This window comes from Albidovulum marisflavi (assembly GCF_025751435.1).
GTDB lineage: Bacteria > Pseudomonadota > Alphaproteobacteria > Rhodobacterales > Rhodobacteraceae > Albidovulum > Albidovulum marisflavi.
Window position 1 is genome coordinate 100,109 of sequence record NZ_JAOWKY010000003.1, and the last position, 20,844, is coordinate 120,952.

The window sequence follows — 20,844 nt, forward strand, 5'->3', positions numbered from 1 at the left end:
GCCTAGGATGAGCAGAACCACCGGAGCCGTGCGATGAACCGATATCCCCGCGACATGTCCGGCTACGGTCCCGACGCGCCCGACGCGAACTGGCCGGGCGGCGCAAAGGTGGCGGTCAGCCTTGTCCTGAACTATGAGGAAGGCGGAGAGAACTGCATCCTGCACGGCGACGCGGCGTCCGAGGCATTCCTGTCGGACATACCGGGCGCGGCCATGTGGCCGGGCCAGCGTCACTGGAACATGGAGTCGATCTACGAATACGGTGCCCGGGCCGGATTCTGGCGTCTGCACCGGCTGTTCACCGAATTGGATGTCCCCGTCACGATCTATGGCGTGGCCACCGCGCTTGCCCGCTCGCCCGAGCAGGTCGCGGCGATGAAGGCGGCGGGATGGGAAATCGCTTCCCACGGCCTCAAGTGGGTCGAACACCGAGACATGCCCGAAGACGAGGAACGCCGCCAGATCGCCGAGGCGATCCGGCTTCACACCGAGGTCACCGGCAGCCGCCCGACCGGATGGTACACGGGGCGCTGTTCGCTCAACACCGTGCGACTGACCGCCGAGCAGGGGTTCGACTGGATCTCGGACACCTATGACGACGACCTGCCCTACTGGATCGAGGCGGGGGGGCGAGACCAGCTTGTGATCCCCTACACGCTGGAAGCCAACGACATGCGTTTCGCCACCGCGCCGGGCTACATCACCGGCGAACAGTTCTATCAGTATCTGAAGGACGCCTTCGACGAACTGTACCGCGAAGGCCAGGCGGGCCGCGCCAAGATGATGAGCGTGGGGCTGCACTGCCGCCTGATCGGCCGGCCTGGCAAGATCGCGGGACTTCGCCGCTTCCTCGACTATGCCCGCGGGCATGAGGGCGTCTGGTTTCCGCGCCGGATCGACATCGCGCGACACTGGGCCGCGACCCATCCGCCCTGCCGTTTCGACCGCCCGAGCCGGATGGACAAGGCCGCCTTCGTGGCCCGTTTCGGCGGCGTCTTCGAACATTCCCCGTGGATCGCCGAGCGCGCCTGGGACCTGGAACTCGGCCCCGCGCACGACACGGCCACCGGGCTTCACAGCGCGCTGGCCCGCATGTTCCGGTCGGCCAGCCGCGAAGAGCGCCTTGGCGTGCTGACGGCCCACCCCGACCTTGCCGGAAAACTGGCTCAGGCCCGACGTCTGACGGCCGAGTCCACGCACGAACAGTCCTCCGCGGGTCTCGACGCGCTGACCGACGCCGAACGCGCGAGCTTCACCGAGCTCAACGAAACCTACGTCAAGCGCCACGGCTTCCCCTTCATCATCGCCGTGCGCGACAACACCAAGGCGACGATCCTCGATGCCTTCCGACGCCGTATCGCCAACGACACCGATGCCGAGTTCGCCGAGGCCTGCGCCCAGGTCGAACGCATCGCCGAAATCCGCCTGAAGGACATGCTGCCACGATGACCGCACCCTATTTCGCCCCGACCGGAGGCCTGCCGCCCCAAACCGCGCTGATGACCGGCCGCGCCGTCTTTACCGAGGCCTACTGCTTCATTCCGAAGGGGTGCTTCTCGGACATCGTGACCAGCTACCTTCCGGGCTGGACGGGCACGCGCATGTGGCTGATCGCCCGACCGATGTCGGGCTTTTCCGAGACCTTCAGCCAATATGTGATGGAGGTCGCGCCCGGTGGCGGAGCGGACGCGCCCGAGAATGAACCGGGCGCCCAGTCCGTCATCTTCGTGACCCGGGGAACAGCAACGCTTTCCCTCGACGGCAAGGACCACGTGCTCGAAGCGGGCGGTTACGCCTATCTGCCCCCCGGCTGCGCCTGGCGTCTGTGGAACCGCTCCGATGACACGGCCCATTTCCACTGGGTCCGCAAGCTCTACGAGCCCGCTGCGGGCATTCCCACCCCAGATGCCTTCGTGACCTCGGACCGCGAAGTCGAACCGATTGCCATGCCCGACACCCAAGGCCGCTGGGCCACGACCCGCTTCGCCGACCCGTCCGACCTGCGCCACGACATGCATGTCAACATCGTGACCTTCCAACCCGGCGGCCTGATCCCGTTCGAGGAAACCCATGTGATGGAACACGGCCTCTACGTGCTTGAGGGCAAGGCCGTCTACAAGCTCAACCGCGACTGGGTCGAGGTCGAGGCAGGCGATTTCATGTGGCTGCGTGCCTATTGCCCTCAGGCCTGCTATGCCGCGGGTCCCGGTCCCTTCCGCTATCTGCTTTACAAGGATGTGAACCGCCACGCCAGGCTTCGCGGCCCGGGGGCGTTCGGCCGATGACACCCTGGCGCATGTCCCCTTTTCTTCTTTTCGGAAATATCCCGGGGGTCCGGGGGCAGAGCCCCCGGCGCGATATCGGGGCCACGGCATGAACCGAACGATCCATGCCGAACCTCTGAGCCGGACCAGCTTCGCGCCCTTCGGCGATGTGCTGGATGCGACGGGCGACTATCGGCTGATCAACGAGGGTCTGTGCCGCCGTCATCACGACCTCGCGCGGCTCGATTTCGGTTCCGGGTGTGCCGGAATTTCGATCTTCAATGCCGAACCGCGCGGCATTCCCTACGAATTCGACCTTGTCGAGCGCCATCCCGAGGGGTCGCAGGCGTTTCTGCCGATGACGGAACATCCGTTCCTCGTCATCGTGGCCCTTGATGAAGGTGGCGCGCCCGGACGGCCGCGCGCCTTCGTGACGGCGCCCGGACAGGGCATCAACCTGCACCGCGGCACCTGGCACGGGGTTCTGACTCCCCTGCGGGCACCAGGGCTTTTCGCCGTTGTCGACCGGATCGGCGATGGTCCCAACCTTGAGGAGTACAGGTATTCCGCGCCCTGGCGCGTGACGACCTGAGACACCGTCTAGCCCCAGGGAGGAAAGGGGCAAGGCGGGCGGACTAACCGGACCGCGTCCCCGGGGCGGCGCGCAGACGGCGCGAATAACAGCGGCCCCAGGGGAGAGTGACATGACCGATGTTTCGATCGGGACGCCGGATCAGCTCCGCGATCCGAACTATACGCCGCCGTTGGCCAGGGCGGTGCCGCTGGGTATCCAGCACGTGCTTGCGATGTTCGTCTCGAACGTCACGCCGGCGATCATCGTATGCGGCGCCGCCGGGATCGGCTTCGGGTCCGACCAGGGCGCGCTCGGTTTCCCGGACATGACCTACATGATCCAGATGTCGATGCTCTTTGCCGGCATCGCGACACTGTTCCAGACGATCGGCGCTGGTCCGGTCGGGGCCCGCCTGCCGATCGTGCAGGGCACATCCTTCGCCTTCGTTCCGATCATGATTCCGGCCGTCGCCGGGCTGGGGACGGCAGGCCTTGCGGGGCTGATGGCCGGCGTCTTCATCGGGGGTCTTTTCCACTTCTGCCTGGGTTTCATCGTCGGGCGCATCCGCTACGCGCTGCCGCCGCTGGTCACGGGCCTGATCGTGCTGATGATCGGGCTCGCACTCGTCAAGGTCGGGATCCAGTATGCCGCGGGCGGCGTGCCCGCGATGGACGCGGGCATGAGGGCGATCGCCGAGGCCAAAGCTGCCGGAACCGAAGTGGACTGGTCCACGATCAAGTTCGGCAGCTTTTCCCAGTGGCTGCCGGCGCTCGTGGTCATCGTCGTCACGCTGGCGATCAAGTTCTTTACCCGTGGCTTCATGGCCGTCGCGGCGGTGCTGATCGGCATCATGGCCGGCTACGCCGTGGCGCTGGTCATGGGCCAGGTCAGCTTCGCGTCGGTCGCCCGCGCAGGATACTTTGCGCTGCCCAATCCCTTCATGTGGGGGTTCCAGTTCAACGCCGCGATCATCGTCGGCATGTGCTTCATGGCAGTCGTCTCGGCGATCGAAACCGTCGGCGACGTGTCGGGCATCACCAAGGGCGGCGCGGGCCGCGAAGCGACGGACAAGGAGATCCAGGGCGCGACCTTCGCCGACGGCGCGGGCACGGCGGTCGCAGGCATCTTTGGCGGCCTGCCCAACACCTCGTTCAGCCAGAACGTCGGCCTTATCGCCATGACAGGCGTCATGAGCCGCCATGTCGTGACGATCGGCGCGCTGTTCCTGATCGTCTGCGGCCTGATCCCCAAGATCGGCGCGGCCATCAACACCGTTCCGATCAACGTGCTTGGCGGCGGTGTCGTCGTGATGTTCGGCATGGTCTGCGCGGCCGGTGTCAACATGCTGTCCGAAGTCAGGTGGAACCGCCGCAACATGGTGATCTTCGCCACCGCCCTGTCGGTCAGTCTTGGCCTGCAACTGGTGCCCGAGGCCCTGCAGCACATGGGCCGGACGGCGCAGATCCTGCTGACCTCTGGCCTGCTGCCCGCAGCGGCGATCGCCATCATCCTGAACCTGGCACTGCCCGAGCAGCTTGACGACTGACGCCGGGCGCGGCCAAGGCGGCCTCCGCTTGTGCGGGGGCCGCATCTGTGATTAGCTGCGTTCAAATTTTGATCAAATTAAGATGGACGCGAACGCCCCAAGCCTGACCGCCCCGCCACCGGCGCATTCGCCGGAAGACGCGCTTGCACTGGCCGAACGGCATTTCGGCCGGACCGGCCGGCTTGAGCCCCTGGCATCCGAACGGGACCTGAACTTTCGCCTGACGACGCCCTCGGGGGAAAGCTTCGTGCTGAAGATCGGCAACGCGGCCGAACCAGCCGTGGTTGTCGAGTTTCAGACCGGCGCACTTCTGCATATCGCGGCCCGAGACCCCGCACTGCCCGTTCCGCGAGTCGTCCGGTCCCTGGACGGGCGCACGGGCGTGCCCCTGCCAGGGGGGGAGATCCTGAGGCTGATGAGCTGGGTCGAGGGGCATCCGATGCACAGGGTTGCCTCTGGCCCCGCGCTGCGGCGCAGCCTGGGCACCACTGCCGCACGCCTTGCCCGCGCGCTTGAGGGGTTCGACCACCCGGCGGCAGGGCATGAGCTTCTGTGGGACATCCGGAACGCAGCCCGGCTGCGCCCGTTCCTGCACACGGTCACCGACGCGCGCCTTCGCGACCTTGCGGCGCTCTGGCTCGACCGGTTCGAGGATGAGATTGCCCCGGCTCTTGCGGGTCTTCCCTGGCAGGTCGTCCATGCCGACCTCAATCCCCACAACGTCCTGACCGACCCCATGGGTCGTGCCGTAACCGGTATCCTGGACTTCGGTGACATGGTTCGCACGCCGCGCGCCTGCGACCTGGCGGTTGCGGCGTCCTATCACGCCGATCCGGTGCGCCCCCTGGAAACGCTGACCGAGGTCGTCGCCGCCTGGCATTCGGTCCTGCCGCTGACCGGGGGAGAGGCGCGGCTGATCCCCGACCTGATCGCGATGCGGATGGTGCTGACCGTCGTCATCGCACACTGGCGGGCCGGGCTTTACCCCGGCAACGCCCCCTATATCCTGCGCAACGTCCCGTCCTCTGGCGCGGGACTGGCCGCACTGACCGAAACGGGCAGGGGGGCGGCGCGCCGCCACTTCGCCCGCGCACTGGAGATCCGCGAATGACCGCCCGCGAAGCCATGCCGAACGCCTATGTCGCGGGTAAGGGAAACCTGTCGGACGAAGATGCGACCCTTGTCGCCCGGCGCGACCGCGCGCTTGGCCCGGCCTACCGACTTTTCTATGAAACCCCGGTGCATCTGGTGCGCGGCGAAGGTGTCTGGCTCTACGACTCGGCGGGCAAAGCCTACCTGGACACCTACAACAACGTGGCCTCTGTCGGGCATTGCCACCCCCGCGTGGTCGCCGCCATGGCGTCGCAGGCAGCGACCTTCGCCAGCCACACCCGCTATTTGCACGAAGCGATCCTGGATTATTCCGAACGGCTGCTTGTGACCTTCCCCTCGGCGCTTTCGCACATGATGTTCACCTGCACCGGGTCCGAGGCAAACGATCTTGCCCTTCGGATCGCGCGGGAGCACACGGGCGGCACCGGGGTCATCGTGACGGAAAACGCCTATCATGGCGTGACGCTTGCGGTTTCTGGATTCTCGCCATCGCTTGGCCCCGGGGTCCCGCTGGGCGCGCATGTGCGCACCGTTCCGGCCCCCGATCCGGAACTGGGGGATCGCGCGGGCGAAGTGTTCGCCGCGGGCGTGCAGGCAGCGATCGACGACCTCAGGCGGCACGGCATTAGGCCCGCCGTGCTGATCGTCGACACGGTGTTTTCCTCGGACGGGGTGATCCCCGATCCTGCCGGGTTCCTGGCTCCTGCGGTCGCCGCGATCCGCGCGGCGGGCGGGCTGTTCATCGCGGATGAGGTGCAGCCCGGCTTCGGCCGCACCGGTGCGGGCATGTGGGGGTTTTCCCGCCACGGGATCGTCCCGGACATGGTCAGCCTCGGCAAGCCGATGGGCAACGGATATCCCGTCGCGGGCCTTGTGCTGCGGCCCGAGCCCGTTGAACGATTTGGCGCGAAAGGGCGCTACTTCAACACCTTCGGCGGAAATGCCGTGGCCGCCGCGACCGCCAGCGCGGTCCTGGACGTGATCGAGGATGAGGGATTGATCGGAAACGCCAAGGTGACCGGCGCCTACCTTGCGGATGGGTTGCGCGCCCTCGCCGGCCGCTTCGATGCCATCGGCTCCATCCGCGCCGCCGGGCTTTTCATCGGCGTCGACATCGTGGCGGCGGATCAGCCCGACGCGCGGCGGACCCACAGGATCGTCAACGCGCTGCGCGAGGCGGGCGTTCTGATCTCGGCCACGGGCAGGAATGCCAATACGCTGAAAATCCGTCCGCCGCTCGTCTTCGGTCGCGATCACGCCGACATCTTCGTGGATCGGCTCGACGGGGTGCTGCGCGCGCTTGCCTAATGCGCGGCCATCAGACGCGCGGCATCGAGCATACGATTGGAAAAGCCCCATTCGTTGTCATACCAGCCGAAGACCCGGATCAGGCCAGCCGCCGTCACATGCGTTTCCGGCAATGCCATGACGATGCTTTCGCGGCGGGCGCGCAGATCGCTTGAAACAAGTGGGCGGTCGGTCCAGCCGATCACCCCGCCCACGGCCTGAAGCGCTTCGTTCACCGCTTCCCGTCCGGGTTTCGCCCGCGTCATCACCGCCAGGTCCACGGCCGATACCGAGGCCGTGGGCACGCGGACAGCCGCGCCCTCGATGCGTCCCGCGATCTCTGGGAGCACCACGTCCAGAAGCCTTTGCGCCGAGGTCGTGGTCGGCACCATCGAAAGCGCCGCGGCCCGACTGCGGGCATAGTCGGCGCCCGGCGCGTCCACCGTGGGCTGTGATCCCGTGTAGCAATGGATCGTGGTCATCCACCCCGTCTCGACGCCCCATTCGGCATCGATCAGCCGGGCCAGCGGCGCCAGCGCGTTGGTGGTGCAGGACGCGTTGGACACGATGCGGTGATCCGGCGAAAGCCGGCTGTCGTTGGCGCCGATCACAAGGGTGAAGTCCGCCGTCCTTGAGGGACCGGACACCAGCACGCGCCCGGCCCCTGCCTTCAGCCCGGCTTCCGCGAAGGACCGTTCCCCGCCAAGGCCCGTGCATTCCATCACCAGGTCGATGCCGGACAGGTCCAGTGTCGACAGGTCGCGTGCCCCGGTCAGCGCGATGCGCTGGCCGTCCACGACAAGGGCGCCGGGCTCAAGCCGGACGTCGCCCTTCCATGGGCCGAAGGTGCTGTCGTACTCGAAAAGGTAAGCCGCCATTTCAGGCTTGGCGATGTCGTTCAGGGCGACGATCTCGATATCGGCATGTCGCGGGTCCGAAAGCGCGGCCCGCAGAACCGACCGCCCGATCCGGCCGAACCCGTTGATCGCAACCCGAACCGCCATCTGTGCCCTCCACCGCGCAAGCGGGTCAGTCAAACCACGAAGGCGCGCGGCCCGAAACCCCTAATTTGTAACCGATACGCGCCAGGCCGGTGGGGGATTTCAGACCTCGACCTTTTCCCCCAGGCCGCGTTCCTTGGCGCGGCGCACGGCCGCGCCTGCGACGGCGAGGTCCTGCAGGCCGACGCCGGTTCCGTCGAAGAGGGTGATTTCGTCCTTTGACATGCGCGCCTCGGCCAGCCCGGCGATGACGGCGCCGATGGGGGTGATGTCGCCCGCCGCGATCAGGCCGGCCGCGACGGCGTGCTGCGCCTCGCCGATGGTCACGGATTGCGCGACCTCGTCGGTGAAGACCCGCGCGCGGGCCAGAAGCGCGGGCTCGACCTCCTGCTTGCCCCTTGTGTCGGTGCCCATGCAGGCCAGGTGCGTCCCCGGCGCCACATGCGCGGCCATGAGCGTGGCCGCGGGCGAGGAGGTGATGGTCACGATCACGTCGGCCTCGACCATCCGCTCCAGCGGCACGGCTTCGAAGGGCAGGCCGAGTTCCGCCGCGACTTCGCCAAGCTTCGCCAGCATCTCCGGGTGCAGGTTCCAGGCGATGACCTTTTCGAAGCCGCGCGCCCGCGCGGCGGCGCGCAGCTGGAACGCGGCCTGGTGGCCGGCGCCGACCATGCCCAGCACCTTCGCATCCCGCCGTGCCAGCCGGTCGATCGAGATCGCGGAGGCCGCGGCGGTGCGCAGCGCCGTCAAGAGGTTTCCACCGACCATGGCGGTGGGGCGCCCAGTGTCGGGATCGAACAGGTAGACCGTCGACTGGTGGTTGGGGATGCCCTTCCCCGCATTGCCCGGAAAGTATCCCCCCGCCTTCACGCCCAGCATCCCGCCGGCGCGGTCCAGCCCAGACTTGAACCCGTATTGCCGGCCTTCGCCAAGCGCCTCCCGTACCACGGGGAAGTTGCAGGCCTCCTCCCGCGCCATCGCGGCGAAGGTCGCCTCGACCGCGGCGAAGGCATCCTCGGCCGAGACCAGATCGGCGATGAATTTCTCTGGCACGATCAGCATGCCGCTTCCTTTCATTCTGGCCCAAATACTCCGGGGGTGCGGGGGCAGCGTCCCCGCCGGCTGGGCGCTTCTGCGCGCTCAGTAAGCCTTGCCGCGCGCCGAAACCGGCCAGACGACCTCGACCTTGCCGTTGCGGACGCCGACGTACCAGTCGTGGACATTCGCGGTGGGATCGCAGTGGCCGGGAACCAGCTTCAGCTTCTCGTTGACCTTCAGCACGCCCTCGGGATCCGAGATGACGCCATGTTCGTCCGAGCACTTGATGTATGTCACGTCATCGCGCCCGTAGACGACCGGCAACCCGCTGTCGACCGACTGCGCCTTCAGCCCCGCGTCGCAGATCGCCTTGTCGGCCTTGGCGTGGCTCATGACGCTGGTCAGGATGAAGAAGGCGTTCTCCCACTCGCCGGCGTCGATGCGGCGGCCGTCCTGGTCGAGGATGCGGCCGTAGTCGGCATCCATGAAGGCGTAGGAGCCGCACTGAAGCTCGTTGTAAAGGCCCGAGTTCGACTCGAAGTAGTAGGATCCCGTGCCGCCGCCCGACACCAGGTCGGTCTCGATGCCCTCGGCCTTCAGCGCCTCGACGGCGTCCCTGACCTGGGCAATCGCCGCGTCGATCTTGGCCTTGCGGTCCTCGAAGCTGTCCATGTGCTGCATCGCGCCCTGATAGGCCTGGATGCCGCGGTAGACCAGGGCATCGGCGGCCATGACGGCCCGGGCGATCTCGACGACCGCCGGGGTCGTGGTCACGCCGCAGCGCCCCGCGCCGCAGTCGATCTCGATGAAGACGCCCAGCGTGGTGCCGTGCTTCGTCGCTGCCGCCGACAGATCGGCCACATTGGCCACGTCGTCGACACAGACGATCACCTCGCCGCCGCTGATCTTCGGCAGTTGCGCCAGCCGCTCGATCTTGGCCGCGTCGCGCACCTGGTTCGAGACGAGGATCTCCTTGATCCCGGCCCGGGCGAAGACCTCGGCCTCGGACACTTTCTGGCAGCAGACGCCGACCGCGCCGCCCAGCTCCATCTGCAGCTTCAGCACGTCCACCGACTTGTGCATCTTGCCATGCGCGCGGTGGCGCATCCCGTGCGCCCGGGCGTAGTCGCCCATCTTCCGGATGTTGCGCTCCAGCGCGTCAAGGTCGAGCACCAGGCAGGGCGTCTGGATGTCGGCCTCGTCCATGCCGGGCTTGGCGGGAATGTCGAAGCCCACTTCGCAGGCGTCGAAATCGACGAACTCTTTCATCGGAACTCTCCTTCTCGGCCCTGCATCCAGGGCAGTTTGTCCAGATCGACGTTGCCGCCGGTGATGATGACGCCCACGCGCTTGCCGGCGAAGCGGTCGCGGTTCTTCAGGATCGTGGCCAGCGGCACGGCGCTCGATGGCTCCATGACCACGCGCAGGTGTTTCCAGGTCAGCTTCATCGCCTCGACGATCTCGGGATCGGACGCGGTCAGGATGTCGCTGACATGGGACTTCACGAAGTGCCAGGTCAGGTCCTTGAGCGGCACCAGGAGCCCGTCCGCCACGGTCTTGGGCGCGTCGTCGGCGATGATGTGGCCGGCCTTGAAGCTGCGGTAGGCGTCGTCGGCCTGCTCGGGCTCGGCCGCGATCACCTTCGTTTCCGGCGCCAGCGTCGAAAGCGTCAGGCAGGTGCCTGAGATCATGCCGCCGCCGCCGATCGGGGCGACCACCCTGTCGAGCCCGTCCACCTGTTCCATGAACTCCTTCGAGCAGGTCCCCTGCCCGGCGATCACGCGCGGGTCGTTGTAGGGATGGACGAAGTCGCCCCCGGTCGCCGCCTGCACCTGCGCAAAGGTCGCCTCGCGCGAGCTTGTCGAGGGCTCGCATTCGGTGATCCGCCCGCCGTAGCGGCGCACCGTGTCCTTCTTGGCCTGCGGCGCCGTCCGCGGCATCACCACGTTGCACGGAATGCCGCGCAGCATCGCCGCATAGCTGAGGCACGAGGCGTGGTTGCCGGACGAATGCGTGGCGACGCCCTTCGCCGTCTGTGCGTCGCTCAGCCCAAAGACCGCGTTCGCCGCACCCCGCACCTTGAAGGCGCCCGGCTCCTGGAAGTTCTCGCACTTGAAGAACAGCTGACAGCCCGCCAGATCGTCCAGATAATCCGACGTCCGAACCGGCGTCCGACGAATATGCGGCCTGATCCGATCATGCGCCGCCAACATGTCGTCATAAGTCGGGATGTGCATCGCGTGATCCTTCATCCTACGCCGCCGCCCTGGCGGTTTCGCCGGCGGTCTTGCGATAGTACTCCTGCGCCGCCGCGACCCCGGACCCCAGCGTGATCGGATAGCCAAGGTCGGCCATGCACATCTCTGCGGTGGCGAGGCCGGACAGCATCATCGCATCCGTCAGGCTGCCCAGATGCCCGATGCGGAAGACCTTTCCCGCGACCTCGCCCAAGCCCACGCCGAACGCCATTCCGTATTTGGATGCGGCCAGGCTCACGACTTCGGTGCCGTTGAAACCGTCCGGAACCACGACGGCGGTCACTGTATCAGAATAAAGATCCGGCGTCGCCGCGCAGGGGCGCATGCCCCAGGCGGCAACGGCGCGGCGCACGCCCTCTGCGATGCGGCGGTGGCGTGCATAGACCTTGTCCAGCCCTTCATCCTGAAGCATCTGCACCGCGGTGGAGAGCCCGTTGATCAGCCCGACCGCCGGCGTGTAGGGATAGCCCCCGGCCGCGTAGCTTTTCTGCATGTCGCGGAAGTCGAAGAACGTTCGGGGCAGGGTGGCCGTTTCCATCGCCGCGACGGCCTTCTTCGACAGGCCCAGGATCGCGAGGCCGGCGGGCAGCATGAACCCCTTCTGGCTTCCCGCGACCGCGATATCGACCCCCCAGCGGTCCATCTCGAACGGCATCGAGCCGATCGAGGACACGCCGTCGACGAACAGCATTGCCGGATGGCCGGTCCGGTCCATCGCGCGGCGGATCCCGGCGATGTCGCTTTTCACGCCGGTTGCGGTTTCGTTGTGCGTCGCCAGGACCGCCCGGATCCGGTGCGCGGTGTCGGCGGCCAGCGCGGCCTCGATCGCTTCCAGGGGGGCGCCCTCTCCCCAGGGCGTTTCGATGATCTGGGCCTTGAGCCCATGGCGCTGGCACATGTCGATCCAGCGATGGCTGAACATGCCGAAGCGGGCGGCAAGGATCGTGTCGCCGGGCGACAGCGTGTTCGTGATTGCCGCTTCCCAGCCGCCCGTGCCGGTCGAGGGGAACAGTATGATCTCACCGTCGCGTGTGCCCAGAACAGCCTTCACGCCCGCCACAGCCGGCTTGAAGATTCGCGCAAAGGCGGGCGAGCGGTGGTCGATCGTGGGCATGTCGCACGCCTTGCGGATGACCTCCGGAATGTTGGTCGGGCCGGGAATGAAGACCGGATTCTGATAGGACATGTACTTCCCCCAATTCGGAACGGGATGACGATAACGCGGGGGCGGAGCGGGGCGCAATTTTTTCGAAAAATAGTTTCGCAAGATGGAAAAATATCTCAAGGCACGGAAATATATAGTTTATTAGTTTTTCATTGCGCGGAATGGTTTTTCGAAAGTAAAAAAGGGCAAGGAGGAGTCACATGACCGAACCACGTCCCCGCGGGCGCCCCAAGAGCTTTCACGACCGGACCGAACAGAACACGATCCAGTCGCTGGACCGGGCGCTGATGATCCTGAAGGTGGTCAGCGAAGCCGGCGGGCTGACGCTGTCCGAGCTTGCGGCGCGTACCCGGCAGGCCGCCCCGACCGTCTACCGGGTGCTGACCACGCTGCAGTCGCATGGCTTCGTCGAGGTCGAGGAACCAGGCCAGCTTTGGCATGTCGGGGGCGGGGCCTTTCGTGTCGGCTCCGAATTCCTGCGCCGCACCAAGGTGGTCGAACGGGCCCGGCAACCGATGGACCGGCTGATGCGCGCGACGGGAGAGACGTCCAACCTCGGCGTGGAACACCGCGACCGGGTGCTGTTTCTCAGCCAGGTCGAAACGCACGAGGCGATCCGCGCCTTCTTTCCGCCCGGCACGCTGTCTGACATGCATATCTCGGGGATCGGCAAGGCGCTTCTGGCCTGGTACCCGGAAGCGCGCGTGCGCCAGATCGCGGCGCAGGGATTGCAGGCGCTCACGCCCCGTTCGCTTTCGACCGAGGCGGCCCTGCTGGCCGATCTCGCCGCGACGCGCCTGCGCGGCTACGCGATTGACGATCAGGAACGCGCCGAGGGCATGCGCTGCGTCGCGGCCCCCGTGTTCAACGCGCACGGGGAACCGGTCGCTGGCTTGTCGGTATCGGGCCCGGCGTTCCGGATGGCGCTGGACGAGGCTCCGCGTATCGGCGCCAAGGTCCGCGCGGCGGCCGACGAAGTGACGATGGCGACGGGCGGGCGCATCCCGGACCAGGGCGAAAGCCGTTTACAGACCCGGCCACGGGCGCGATAGTCAGGGAAGGACGCGCGCCAAGGAGGAAGCCATGCCCACGATTTCCAAGGAATTTTCCGGCCAGACCGTCATCACAACATTCGAGATGACACCGGGCACGGCGCAGGACCTGATGGACGAACTCAGCGATGCCTACGAAAGCTTCATATCCAAACAGCCCGGATTCATCGGTGCAGGTCTGCACATGAACGACGCGCAGACCCGGATCGCGAACTATTCACTGTGGCAGCGGCGCGAGGATTTCCAGGCCATGCTCCGAACGCCCGAGATGCGCGAACGCAACCGCCGGATCGCCGCGCTTTGTTCCCGGTTCGAGCCGGTCATGTACGAGGTCATGGCCAGCTACAACTGACCGCTTCAGGACGCCTCTGCCAGGCAGTCCCGGATCGCCGCCGACATCGCCGTGAGCAGTTCGGTGTAAAGGCCCGGTCCGGGTTCCAGCGCGCGTCCCTCCGGATCAAGCGCCCGGCCGATGCGGGCGGGCGTATCCTGATCCAGCGTCTCGATCGACTTTGGGTCGGTTCCCGCCTCGGGGAAGATGCAGGCCACAGCGCCGCTTTCCAGCAGCATGCGGGTTTCTGACAGGTGGCCAGCGCCGGGCGCGGCGGCGTCGCCCTTCGCGACGCTTGCGGCAATGGTCAGGCCGAAGCGATCCGCGAAATAGCCAAGCGCGTCGTGGGCAACGATGATCGGGGCCTTGGGGGTCGACGCCATCTCCGCCTCGATCGTAGCCGTCAGGTCGCGCAGCCCGGCCTTGGCCATAGCTGCGTTGGCCAGGTAGACGCCGGAATGTTCGCCATCTTGCCGGATGAGAGTCTCTGCGATCGCGTCCAGCCAGACCGCCGCATTGTCCGGGTTCAGCCAGGCATGCGGATCGATCCCGCCTTCGTGGTGGTGTTCCCCTTCATCGTCATGGCCGTCCGGTTCGGGGTCCCCGTCGAAGTGGCGAAGCGACGTCGCGGAGACGTCCAGCAGCGCCACCGTCTGATCCGGCGTCACGGCATTCAGCGCGCGGTCAAGCCAAGGGGTCATCTCGGGTCCGATCCAGAACACGACGTTCGCCTCACCCAGGGCGGCCCGCTGAGATGGGCGAAGCTGGAAGTCATGGGCATCGGCGCCCCTGTCCAGCAGAACCTCGGGCGCGCCCAGATCGCCCATGACTGCCGCGACAAGAGAGTGCACGACCGGCATGTCGGTCACGACGCGCGGCACCTCGGCTGCGGCGGGCTGGGCTGCAAGAAGGGCAAGAATGGGAAGGATGCGCATGTGAACCTCGCTTGCTCGGGCATCGGCGATATCATATGTTATATCGTAACAGTCAAGGGGCGAATCATGACGGATATGGCAGAGGGCGCGGCGCTTGCGTTCGCCAAGCACGACCACGGCCACTGCGCCGGCGACGTGCTTGCACGTGCCGAGGCGCTGGCCGAAGAGCGCGGGGCGCGGCTGACGCCCGTCAGGCGGCGCGTGCTGGAGATCCTGCTTGAGGCGCACCGGGCCATGGGCGCCTACGAGGTTCTGGACCGGCTTGCCGCCGAGGGGTTCGGGAACAAGCCACCGGTCGCGTATCGTGCGCTTGAGTTTCTGGTCGATCAGGGGCTCGCGCATCGCATCCGGCGGCTGAATGCCTTTGCCGCCTGCATGCACCCAGGCGAAAGCCATGCGCCTGCCTTCTTTATCTGCAACACTTGCGGCAGCGTGGCCGAGGCGCCGGCGGAACCCGTGCGCGCCGCAATGGAGGCCGCGGCGCGCGCCGTCGGCTTCACGATCGAGCGGATGAATGCGGAAGCGGTGGGCCAATGCCCAGCGTGCGCGGAGGCGGCGCAATGCAACTGATCTCGGCCCGGGGCCTGTCGGTCCGGCATGGCGCGCAGATCGCGTTGTCATCCGTCGATTTCGCGATCTCGAAAGGGGAGATCGTCACCGTCGTCGGGCCGAACGGCTCTGGCAAGTCCACGCTTCTGAAGGCGCTGATCGGGCTTGAACATGCGGCCGAAGGGCAGGTGACGCATGCGCCCGGGTTAAGCATCGGCTACGTTCCGCAAAGGTTGCACATGGACGCCCGCCTGCCCATGTCTGTGCGCCGTTTCCTGTCTCTGCCCCATCGGGTGCCCGACACAGAAGCCGAGGCCGCGCTGCGGCGGGTCGCGGTGCCTGGCATCGGGTCGCGCCCGATGTCGGCGCTGTCCGGCGGCCAGTTCCAGCGTGTGCTGCTGGCCCGCGCACTTCTGGCCAAGCCGGAAATCCTGATTCTGGACGAACCGACCCAAGGTCTGGATCAGCCGGGCGTCGCCGCGTTCTACCGCCTGATCGAAGAGGTGCGCGCCGAAACCGGCGTGGCCGTCCTGATGGTCAGTCACGACCTGCATGTCGTGATGAGCGCGACGGACAGGGTCATCTGCCTGAATGGTCACGTATGCTGCGAAGGCGCGCCGCGCGTCGTGTCCGAGGCACCAGAATACCGCGCACTCTTCGGGCTGGGCACCGGCGGGGCGCTGGCCCTCTATCGCCACGTTCATGACCATGACCATGACCATGACCATGACCATGACCATGAACACGGCCACGCCAATCATCACCCCCATCACCATCACCACGAGGGCGCGGATGCCTGAGGACTTCCTGATCCGGGCAGCCCTTGCAGGCTTGGGCCTGACGCTGGCGACCGGCCCGCTTGGGGCTTTCGTCGTCTGGCGGCGCATGGCGTTCTTCGGCGACGCGACCGCCCACGCGGCCATTCTCGGCGTGGCGTTGGCGTTGGCGACGGACCTTCCGGTCTATGCCGGCACATTGGCGGTCGCGATGGCGATGGGCCTGGCGGTGTCCGCCCTGACCGGCCGCGGGCAGGCCGCGGATTCGGCGCTGGGCGTGCTGGCCCATTCCGCGCTGGCGCTGGGGCTGATCGCGGTTTCCTTCCTGCCGGGCGTTCGCTCCGACCTGTCAGCCTACCTGTTCGGCGACATCCTCGCCGTGACGGACGCCGATCTGATCTGGATATGGGGCGGCGCCGCGCTGGTCCTGGGGCTGATCGCCTGGCGATGGCAGGCACTGCTGACCGCCACCGTGGACGAGGCCCTGGCCCAGGCGTCGGGCATAGATCCCCGGCGCGAAAGGCTCGTCCTGACGCTTGCGCTCGCGCTCGTTGTCGCGGTGGCGGTCAAGATCGTCGGTGCGCTCCTGATCGCGGCGATGCTGATCATCCCCGCCGCCGCGGCGCGCGGGCCCGCCCGTTCGCCCGAGGCAATGGCCGCGATCGCCGCCCTTTTCGGCGCGCTGGCCGTCTTGGGCGGTCTGGCGCTTTCGCTGCGTTTGGACACGCCGGCCGGGCCTTCGATCGTGGCTACGGCCGCCGCGATCTTTGCGCTGAGCCTGATCCCCCGCCGCCCGACCTAGCCGGCCGAGCGGGACCGGAGGAGGCGCGCGTGGCTCCTCCAGCCGCTATCCGGTTCCCGGCTAGCGCCGAGGCGGGCGCGAGCGGTAGACCGGAAGTCGCCAGCCAAACAGCAGGCTACCCGCGCGCAGCACGAAGGTGACGACGGCGCAGGCCACTAGCGCCACACTCTGCGGCGCAGCCTGCGCCGTCAGCAGGGCCGCCGCCGCACCGGCCAGGGCCGCGGTGACGTAAAGCTCACCCTGTTTCAGAACCAGCGGAACCTCGTTGCAGACGACGTCACGCATCAATCCGCCCAGACATCCGGTCGCCACCCCCATCAGAAGCACGATCGCCGCGCTGTGACCCAGGGTCATCGCCACCCCGGTTCCCGCGGGAACGGCCACGGCCAGGGCGAGCGCGTCCAGCCAGGTCAGAACCCTCAGCCGGCTTTCGAACATGTGCGCGGTGAAGAAGACCAGGACCGACGCCAGGACAGCAATTGCCACGAACATGGGTTCCGCTACCCAGAAGACCGGATTGCGGTCAAGGATCACGTCGCGAACGGTCCCTCCGCCCGTCGCCGTCAGCGCCGCGACGAAGGCGAAACCCACGATGTCCAGCTGCGCGCGGCTCGCGACCAGCGCCCCTGTCAGAGCGAAGACGAAGACCGAGGCAAAGTCGAGCAGCTCAAGCAGCGTCATCCGGTCCGGCCTTCTTGCGCTTGAAGGGCTTCATGCCCGTGCGCGCCAGCTCATCCGCGCGCTCGTTCTCGGGGTGCCCGGCATGGCCCTTGATCCACTCCCAGGTCACGCGGTGGCGTGCCTGCGCCGCTTCAAGCCGCTGCCAGAGATCGACGTTTTTGACAGGCTTCCGGTCGGCCGTGCGCCAGCCGTTGCGCTTCCAGCCGTGAATCCATGCCGTCACGCCGTTTTTCACATAGGCGCTGTCGGTGACGATCGTGATGGTCGAGGCCCTGGTCAGCGCCTCGAGCGCCGAGATGGCTGCCAGAAGCTCCATCCGGTTGTTGGTGGTATCGGCCTCGCCGCCATGAAGCTCGCGCTCGCGCAGGACGGTCTCGCCCTCCATCGCCCGCATCAGAACGCCCCAGCCCCCCGGACCGGGATTTCCCGAACATGCCCCGTCGGTGAACGCGAAAAGCTCCGGCATCTTCTTCTTTTCTCAAGTATCCTCGGGGGTGCGGGGGCAGACAGCCCCCGCTGCACTCGCTTCCGGCTTCACGCCGGTTGACGCAGCACGCGCGGCACCTTGAACTCGACCTTTTCGCGCGCCGTCTCCACCAGCTCCAGCGTCACGTCGAAGCGGGCCCGAAATGCGTCGATGACCTCGTTCACCAGCACTTCCGGCGCCGAGGCACCCGCCGTAAGTCCGACCGCGCCCGCGCCTTCCAGCGCGCGCCAGTCGATGTCCGCCGCGCGCTCGACCAGTTGGGCATGGGCGCATCCGGCGGCCCGGCCCACCTCGACCAGCCTTCGGGAGTTCGAGGAATTCGGCGCCCCGATCACCAAAAGCGCGTCGATCCGGTCGGCGATGGCCTTGACCGCTTCCTGCCGATTGGTGGTCGCGTAGCAGATATCCTCCTTGTGCGGGCCGATGATCGTCGGGAACCGCGCCTTCAATGCGGCCACGATCCCCGCGGTGTCATCGACCGAAAGCGTCGTCTGGGTGATGAAGGCCAGCCGCTGCGGGTCGCGCGGCGCGATTGTCGCGACGTCCTCTGCCGTCTCGACCAGGATCACCTCGCCCTCGGGCAGCTGGCCCATCGTGCCCAGCGTCTCGGGGTGGCCCGCGTGGCCGATCATGACCATCTGCAGCCCGTTTTCGTGATGGCGCTCGGCCTCGATATGCACCTTTGAGACAAGCGGGCAGGTCGCGTCGACATAGACCATCTCGCGCCGCTCCGCCTCAGCCGGAACGGACTTGGGGACCCCATGGGCCGAGAAGATCACGGGACGGTCGTCCGGGCAGTCGCCCAGGTCCTCGACAAAGACGGCGCCCTTCGCCCTCAGCCCATCCACGACGAAGCGGTTGTGCACGATCTCGTGGCGGACATAGACCGGCGCCCCCCATTTCTCGATCGCCATCTCGACGATCTTGATCGCGCGGTCCACACCGGCGCAAAAGCCGCGCGGCGCGGCGAGGTAAAGGGTCAGGGACGGTTTCATCGCGCTCTCCTTGCTTGCCCTTCACGTAAGCGCGCGGCGAGGTCAGGTCCAGCCCGGATTTGCCGCGGCGTCCATGAGCGGCATTCCGGCCAGTCAGAGGGACGCGGCAGCTTCGCCCGGTTCGTGCAAGTTTCATCGTGCCGAAAGCCTGGGGTCGGCCCATCGGCCGCAGACCTGGATCCGTGACGAAAAAGGCATCACGCTTTGCGGGCAAGCGCGGCTTGCGGAGCCTTTGGTTTTTGCGCTGATTCCGCGTCCGGCGCCCTTGCGCGGCGCCGGTTCACTTCCCCGAGGCGAAATCCTCGCGCGGCTCGCGTGGAGGGCGACCGATGACTTCGCGAAGGGCGTCCAGTTCGATGAAGTTGTCGGCCTGGCGGCGCAACTCGTCCGCGATCATGGGCGGTTGCGAGCGGATGGTCGAGACCACGGACACCCGCACGCCCTGGCGTTGCAGGCTTTCGACCAGCGGCCGGAAATCGCCGTCGCCCGAGAACAGGACGATGTGATCGACACGCGGCGCAAGTTCCATGGCATCCACGGTCAGTTCAATGTCCATGTTGCCCTTGACCTTACGGCGGCCCTGGCTGTCGATGTATTCCTTCGCGGGCTTGGTGACCATGCAGTAGCCGTTGTAGTGCAGCCAGTCGACAAGCGGACGGATCGGCGAATATTCGTCGTTCTCGAGAAGCGCGGTATAATAGAAAGCCCGCAGAAGCTTGCCGCGCCGCTCGAACTCCTGCCGCAGAAGCTTGTAGTCGATGTCGAAGCCCAATGCCTTGGCCGCCGCATAAAGGTTCGATCCATCGATGAACAGCGCAAGCCGTTCGTCCTTGTAGAACATCAATAGTTCCTTTCAAAAAGTGCTCACCGGTCGGAGGCGGGAACGCGACTGGAAAGACCTGGCGGCATAAGGCAAAGATAGGCGTCGAATTCCGGTTGGCAACGTGGGCAATGGTATCTGTGGCTATACAAAAGGATAACAACGCGCTGATTGCTCTGGGCGGCAACCTTCCCACGCGATCTGGCGACAGCGCCGAACTGCTGCGCGCGGCGCTTGCGGACCTGGCCGCTGCGGGGTGCGCGCTGCGGGCCGTTAGCCGCTTCTTCGCGACGCCCGCCTACCCGGCGGGATCGGGGCCGGACTTCGTCAATGCGGCGGCAGTGATTTCAACCGATCTCGCGCCGAGGGACCTTCTGGAGCTGCTTCACGTGATCGAGGCGCGCCACGGCCGCGAGCGTCAACAGCGCTGGGGCGCGCGCACCCTTGATCTTGACCTTCTGGCGGTCGGCGATCTGGTCCTGCCCGACAGCGCGACACAGGACGAATGGCGGGCCCTTTCGCCCGAGCGTCAACGAGAGGTCGCCCCAGACCGCTTGATTCTGCCCCACCCCCGGCTTCAGGACCGCGGATTCGTCCTGGTGCCGCTTCTGGATGTGGCGCCGCTCTGGCGTCATCCCCGGACCGGGAACAGCGTGGAAGCCATGGTTCGCGCCCTGCCTGAGGACGACAAAGCGGCAATACGTCCGATCTGAACGGGATTCATTGCTTGTCAAGCCCGAACATAGGGCATAAATAGCGGTTTCCACCTTCCCAGTCGGATTGGAGTAGGCAATGGCCCGCGTGACGGTTGAAGATTGCGTTGACAAGGTTCCGAACCGGTTCGAGCTCGTTATGCTCGCCGCGCATCGTGCGCGCGAGATCGCGTCGGGTTCGCCGCTGACGATCGACCGCGACAACGACAAGAACGCCGTGGTGTCCCTGCGTGAAATCGCGGAGGAAACCCAGACGGCCGCCGATCTGCGTGAACGCATGATCGAAAGCAACCAGACCCAGATCGAGGTGGACGAGCCCGAAGAAGACGCGATGGGTCTTCTGATGGGGGGGGAGGTCGATCGCCCCGCCCAGGATGACATGGACGAAGAACGCCTTCTGCGCCAGCTCATGGAAGCTCAGGGCCAGGGCTGAGACAAGGCCCTGAGGCGAGCGGAC

The 20,844-nt window shown here is 66.7% G+C and carries 23 protein-coding genes; 13 read left to right on the forward strand and 10 right to left on the reverse strand.

What is annotated here, in order from left to right; genetic code table 11:
* Positions 1-33: 33 nt before the first annotated feature.
* From puuE to OEW28_RS12360, 6 genes are all read left to right on the forward strand, one after another.
* Positions 34-1,449, forward strand: a complete 1,416-nt coding sequence (puuE, locus tag OEW28_RS12335) for an allantoinase PuuE (protein WP_263735074.1) — start codon at positions 34-36, stop codon at positions 1,447-1,449.
* On the forward strand, positions 1,446-2,285 hold the full coding sequence (locus OEW28_RS12340; protein ID WP_263735075.1) for a bifunctional allantoicase/(S)-ureidoglycine aminohydrolase: 840 nt from the start codon (positions 1,446-1,448) through the stop codon (positions 2,283-2,285). The genes puuE and OEW28_RS12340 overlap by 4 nt, the downstream gene beginning before the upstream one ends.
* Positions 2,286-2,373: 88 nt before the next feature.
* Positions 2,374-2,856, forward strand: coding sequence for an ureidoglycolate lyase (locus OEW28_RS12345; protein ID WP_263735076.1), 483 nt, complete (start codon positions 2,374-2,376; stop codon positions 2,854-2,856).
* Positions 2,857-2,968: 112 nt separating this feature from the next.
* Positions 2,969-4,384: a uracil-xanthine permease family protein gene (locus OEW28_RS12350; protein ID WP_263735077.1), complete on the forward strand. Its 1,416-nt coding sequence runs from the start codon at positions 2,969-2,971 to the stop codon at positions 4,382-4,384.
* Positions 4,385-4,466: 82 nt separating this feature from the next.
* Entirely contained in the window at positions 4,467-5,495 is a 1,029-nt protein-coding gene (locus OEW28_RS12355) for a phosphotransferase (protein WP_263735078.1), read from the forward strand.
* A complete protein-coding gene (locus OEW28_RS12360; protein WP_263735079.1) occupies positions 5,492-6,805 on the forward strand; it encodes an aspartate aminotransferase family protein in 1,314 nt (437 codons plus the stop codon). Before OEW28_RS12355 ends, OEW28_RS12360 begins: the two co-directional genes overlap by 4 nt.
* Here the strand turns inward: OEW28_RS12360 and OEW28_RS12365 are convergent.
* The 5 genes from OEW28_RS12365 to bhcA all read right to left on the reverse strand — a co-directional run bounded on the left by OEW28_RS12365 (position 6,802) and on the right by bhcA (position 12,267).
* Positions 6,802-7,788, reverse strand: a complete 987-nt coding sequence (locus OEW28_RS12365; RefSeq protein WP_263735080.1) for a type I glyceraldehyde-3-phosphate dehydrogenase — start codon at positions 7,786-7,788, stop codon at positions 6,802-6,804. The genes OEW28_RS12360 and OEW28_RS12365 overlap by 4 nt on opposite strands.
* Positions 7,789-7,887: 99 nt before the next feature.
* Positions 7,888-8,847, reverse strand: coding sequence for an iminosuccinate reductase BhcD (gene bhcD / locus OEW28_RS12370; protein ID WP_263735081.1), 960 nt, complete (start codon positions 8,845-8,847; stop codon positions 7,888-7,890).
* Between the two features lie 78 nt (positions 8,848-8,925).
* Positions 8,926-10,092 (reverse strand): 3-hydroxy-D-aspartate aldolase BhcC, encoded by a 1,167-nt coding sequence (gene bhcC, locus OEW28_RS12375; protein WP_263735082.1) that lies wholly within the window; start codon positions 10,090-10,092, stop codon positions 8,926-8,928.
* Complete coding sequence (gene bhcB, locus OEW28_RS12380) at positions 10,089-11,075, reverse strand: beta-hydroxyaspartate dehydratase BhcB (protein ID WP_263735083.1); 987 nt, start codon at positions 11,073-11,075, stop codon at positions 10,089-10,091. Before bhcB ends, bhcC begins: the two co-directional genes overlap by 4 nt.
* A 1-nt stretch (position 11,076) precedes the next feature.
* Positions 11,077-12,267: an L-aspartate--glyoxylate aminotransferase BhcA gene (gene bhcA / locus OEW28_RS12385; protein ID WP_263735084.1), complete on the reverse strand. Its 1,191-nt coding sequence runs from the start codon at positions 12,265-12,267 to the stop codon at positions 11,077-11,079.
* Positions 12,268-12,446: 179 nt separating this feature from the next.
* Here bhcA and bhcR point away from each other — a divergent pair, with 179 nt between their 5' ends.
* Positions 12,447-13,298, forward strand: coding sequence for an HTH-type transcriptional regulator BhcR (gene bhcR, locus OEW28_RS12390; RefSeq protein ID WP_263735085.1), 852 nt, complete (start codon positions 12,447-12,449; stop codon positions 13,296-13,298).
* Between the two features lie 31 nt (positions 13,299-13,329).
* Entirely contained in the window at positions 13,330-13,650 is a 321-nt protein-coding gene (locus OEW28_RS12395; RefSeq protein ID WP_263735086.1) for an antibiotic biosynthesis monooxygenase family protein, read from the forward strand.
* A gap of 5 nt (positions 13,651-13,655) precedes the next feature.
* Here the strand turns inward: OEW28_RS12395 and OEW28_RS12400 are convergent, their stop codons facing one another.
* Positions 13,656-14,564: a zinc ABC transporter substrate-binding protein gene (locus OEW28_RS12400; protein ID WP_263735087.1), complete on the reverse strand. Its 909-nt coding sequence runs from the start codon at positions 14,562-14,564 to the stop codon at positions 13,656-13,658.
* Between the two features lie 75 nt (positions 14,565-14,639).
* Here OEW28_RS12400 and OEW28_RS12405 point away from each other — a divergent pair, with 75 nt between their 5' ends.
* Genes OEW28_RS12405 through OEW28_RS12415 form a run of 3 tightly spaced genes read left to right on the forward strand, consistent with a single transcriptional unit; the run spans position 14,640 to position 16,691 of the window.
* A complete protein-coding gene (locus OEW28_RS12405; RefSeq protein WP_412174800.1) occupies positions 14,640-15,134 on the forward strand; it encodes a transcriptional repressor in 495 nt (164 codons plus the stop codon).
* Complete coding sequence (locus OEW28_RS12410; RefSeq protein WP_263735089.1) at positions 15,125-15,913, forward strand: metal ABC transporter ATP-binding protein; 789 nt, start codon at positions 15,125-15,127, stop codon at positions 15,911-15,913. Before OEW28_RS12405 ends, OEW28_RS12410 begins: the two co-directional genes overlap by 10 nt.
* Positions 15,906-16,691: a metal ABC transporter permease gene (locus OEW28_RS12415; RefSeq protein ID WP_263735366.1), complete on the forward strand. Its 786-nt coding sequence runs from the start codon at positions 15,906-15,908 to the stop codon at positions 16,689-16,691. The genes OEW28_RS12410 and OEW28_RS12415 overlap by 8 nt, the downstream gene beginning before the upstream one ends.
* Before the next feature lie 60 nt (positions 16,692-16,751).
* Here the strand turns inward: OEW28_RS12415 and OEW28_RS12420 are convergent, their stop codons facing one another.
* From OEW28_RS12420 to OEW28_RS12435, 4 genes are all read right to left on the reverse strand, one after another.
* Positions 16,752-17,372, reverse strand: a complete 621-nt coding sequence (locus tag OEW28_RS12420; RefSeq protein ID WP_263735090.1) for a trimeric intracellular cation channel family protein — start codon at positions 17,370-17,372, stop codon at positions 16,752-16,754.
* Entirely contained in the window at positions 17,359-17,838 is a 480-nt protein-coding gene (rnhA, locus tag OEW28_RS12425; RefSeq protein WP_263735091.1) for a ribonuclease HI, read from the reverse strand. The genes OEW28_RS12420 and rnhA overlap by 14 nt, the downstream gene beginning before the upstream one ends.
* Before the next feature lie 68 nt (positions 17,839-17,906).
* Positions 17,907-18,854, reverse strand: a complete 948-nt coding sequence (gene ispH / locus OEW28_RS12430; RefSeq protein WP_263735092.1) for a 4-hydroxy-3-methylbut-2-enyl diphosphate reductase — start codon at positions 18,852-18,854, stop codon at positions 17,907-17,909.
* Between the two features lie 280 nt (positions 18,855-19,134).
* Positions 19,135-19,695 (reverse strand): LabA-like NYN domain-containing protein, encoded by a 561-nt coding sequence (locus OEW28_RS12435; protein WP_263735093.1) that lies wholly within the window; start codon positions 19,693-19,695, stop codon positions 19,135-19,137.
* Positions 19,696-19,805: 110 nt separating this feature from the next.
* Between OEW28_RS12435 and folK the strand changes: the two genes are divergently transcribed.
* Both folK and rpoZ read left to right on the forward strand, forming a co-directional pair.
* Complete coding sequence (gene folK / locus OEW28_RS12440; protein WP_263735094.1) at positions 19,806-20,387, forward strand: 2-amino-4-hydroxy-6-hydroxymethyldihydropteridine diphosphokinase; 582 nt, start codon at positions 19,806-19,808, stop codon at positions 20,385-20,387.
* Between the two features lie 79 nt (positions 20,388-20,466).
* Positions 20,467-20,820 carry a DNA-directed RNA polymerase subunit omega gene (gene rpoZ / locus OEW28_RS12445; RefSeq protein WP_263735095.1) on the forward strand — a complete coding sequence of 118 codons (354 nt, stop codon included), beginning with the start codon at positions 20,467-20,469 and terminating at the stop codon, positions 20,818-20,820.
* The last annotated feature ends 24 nt before the right edge of the window (positions 20,821-20,844 follow it).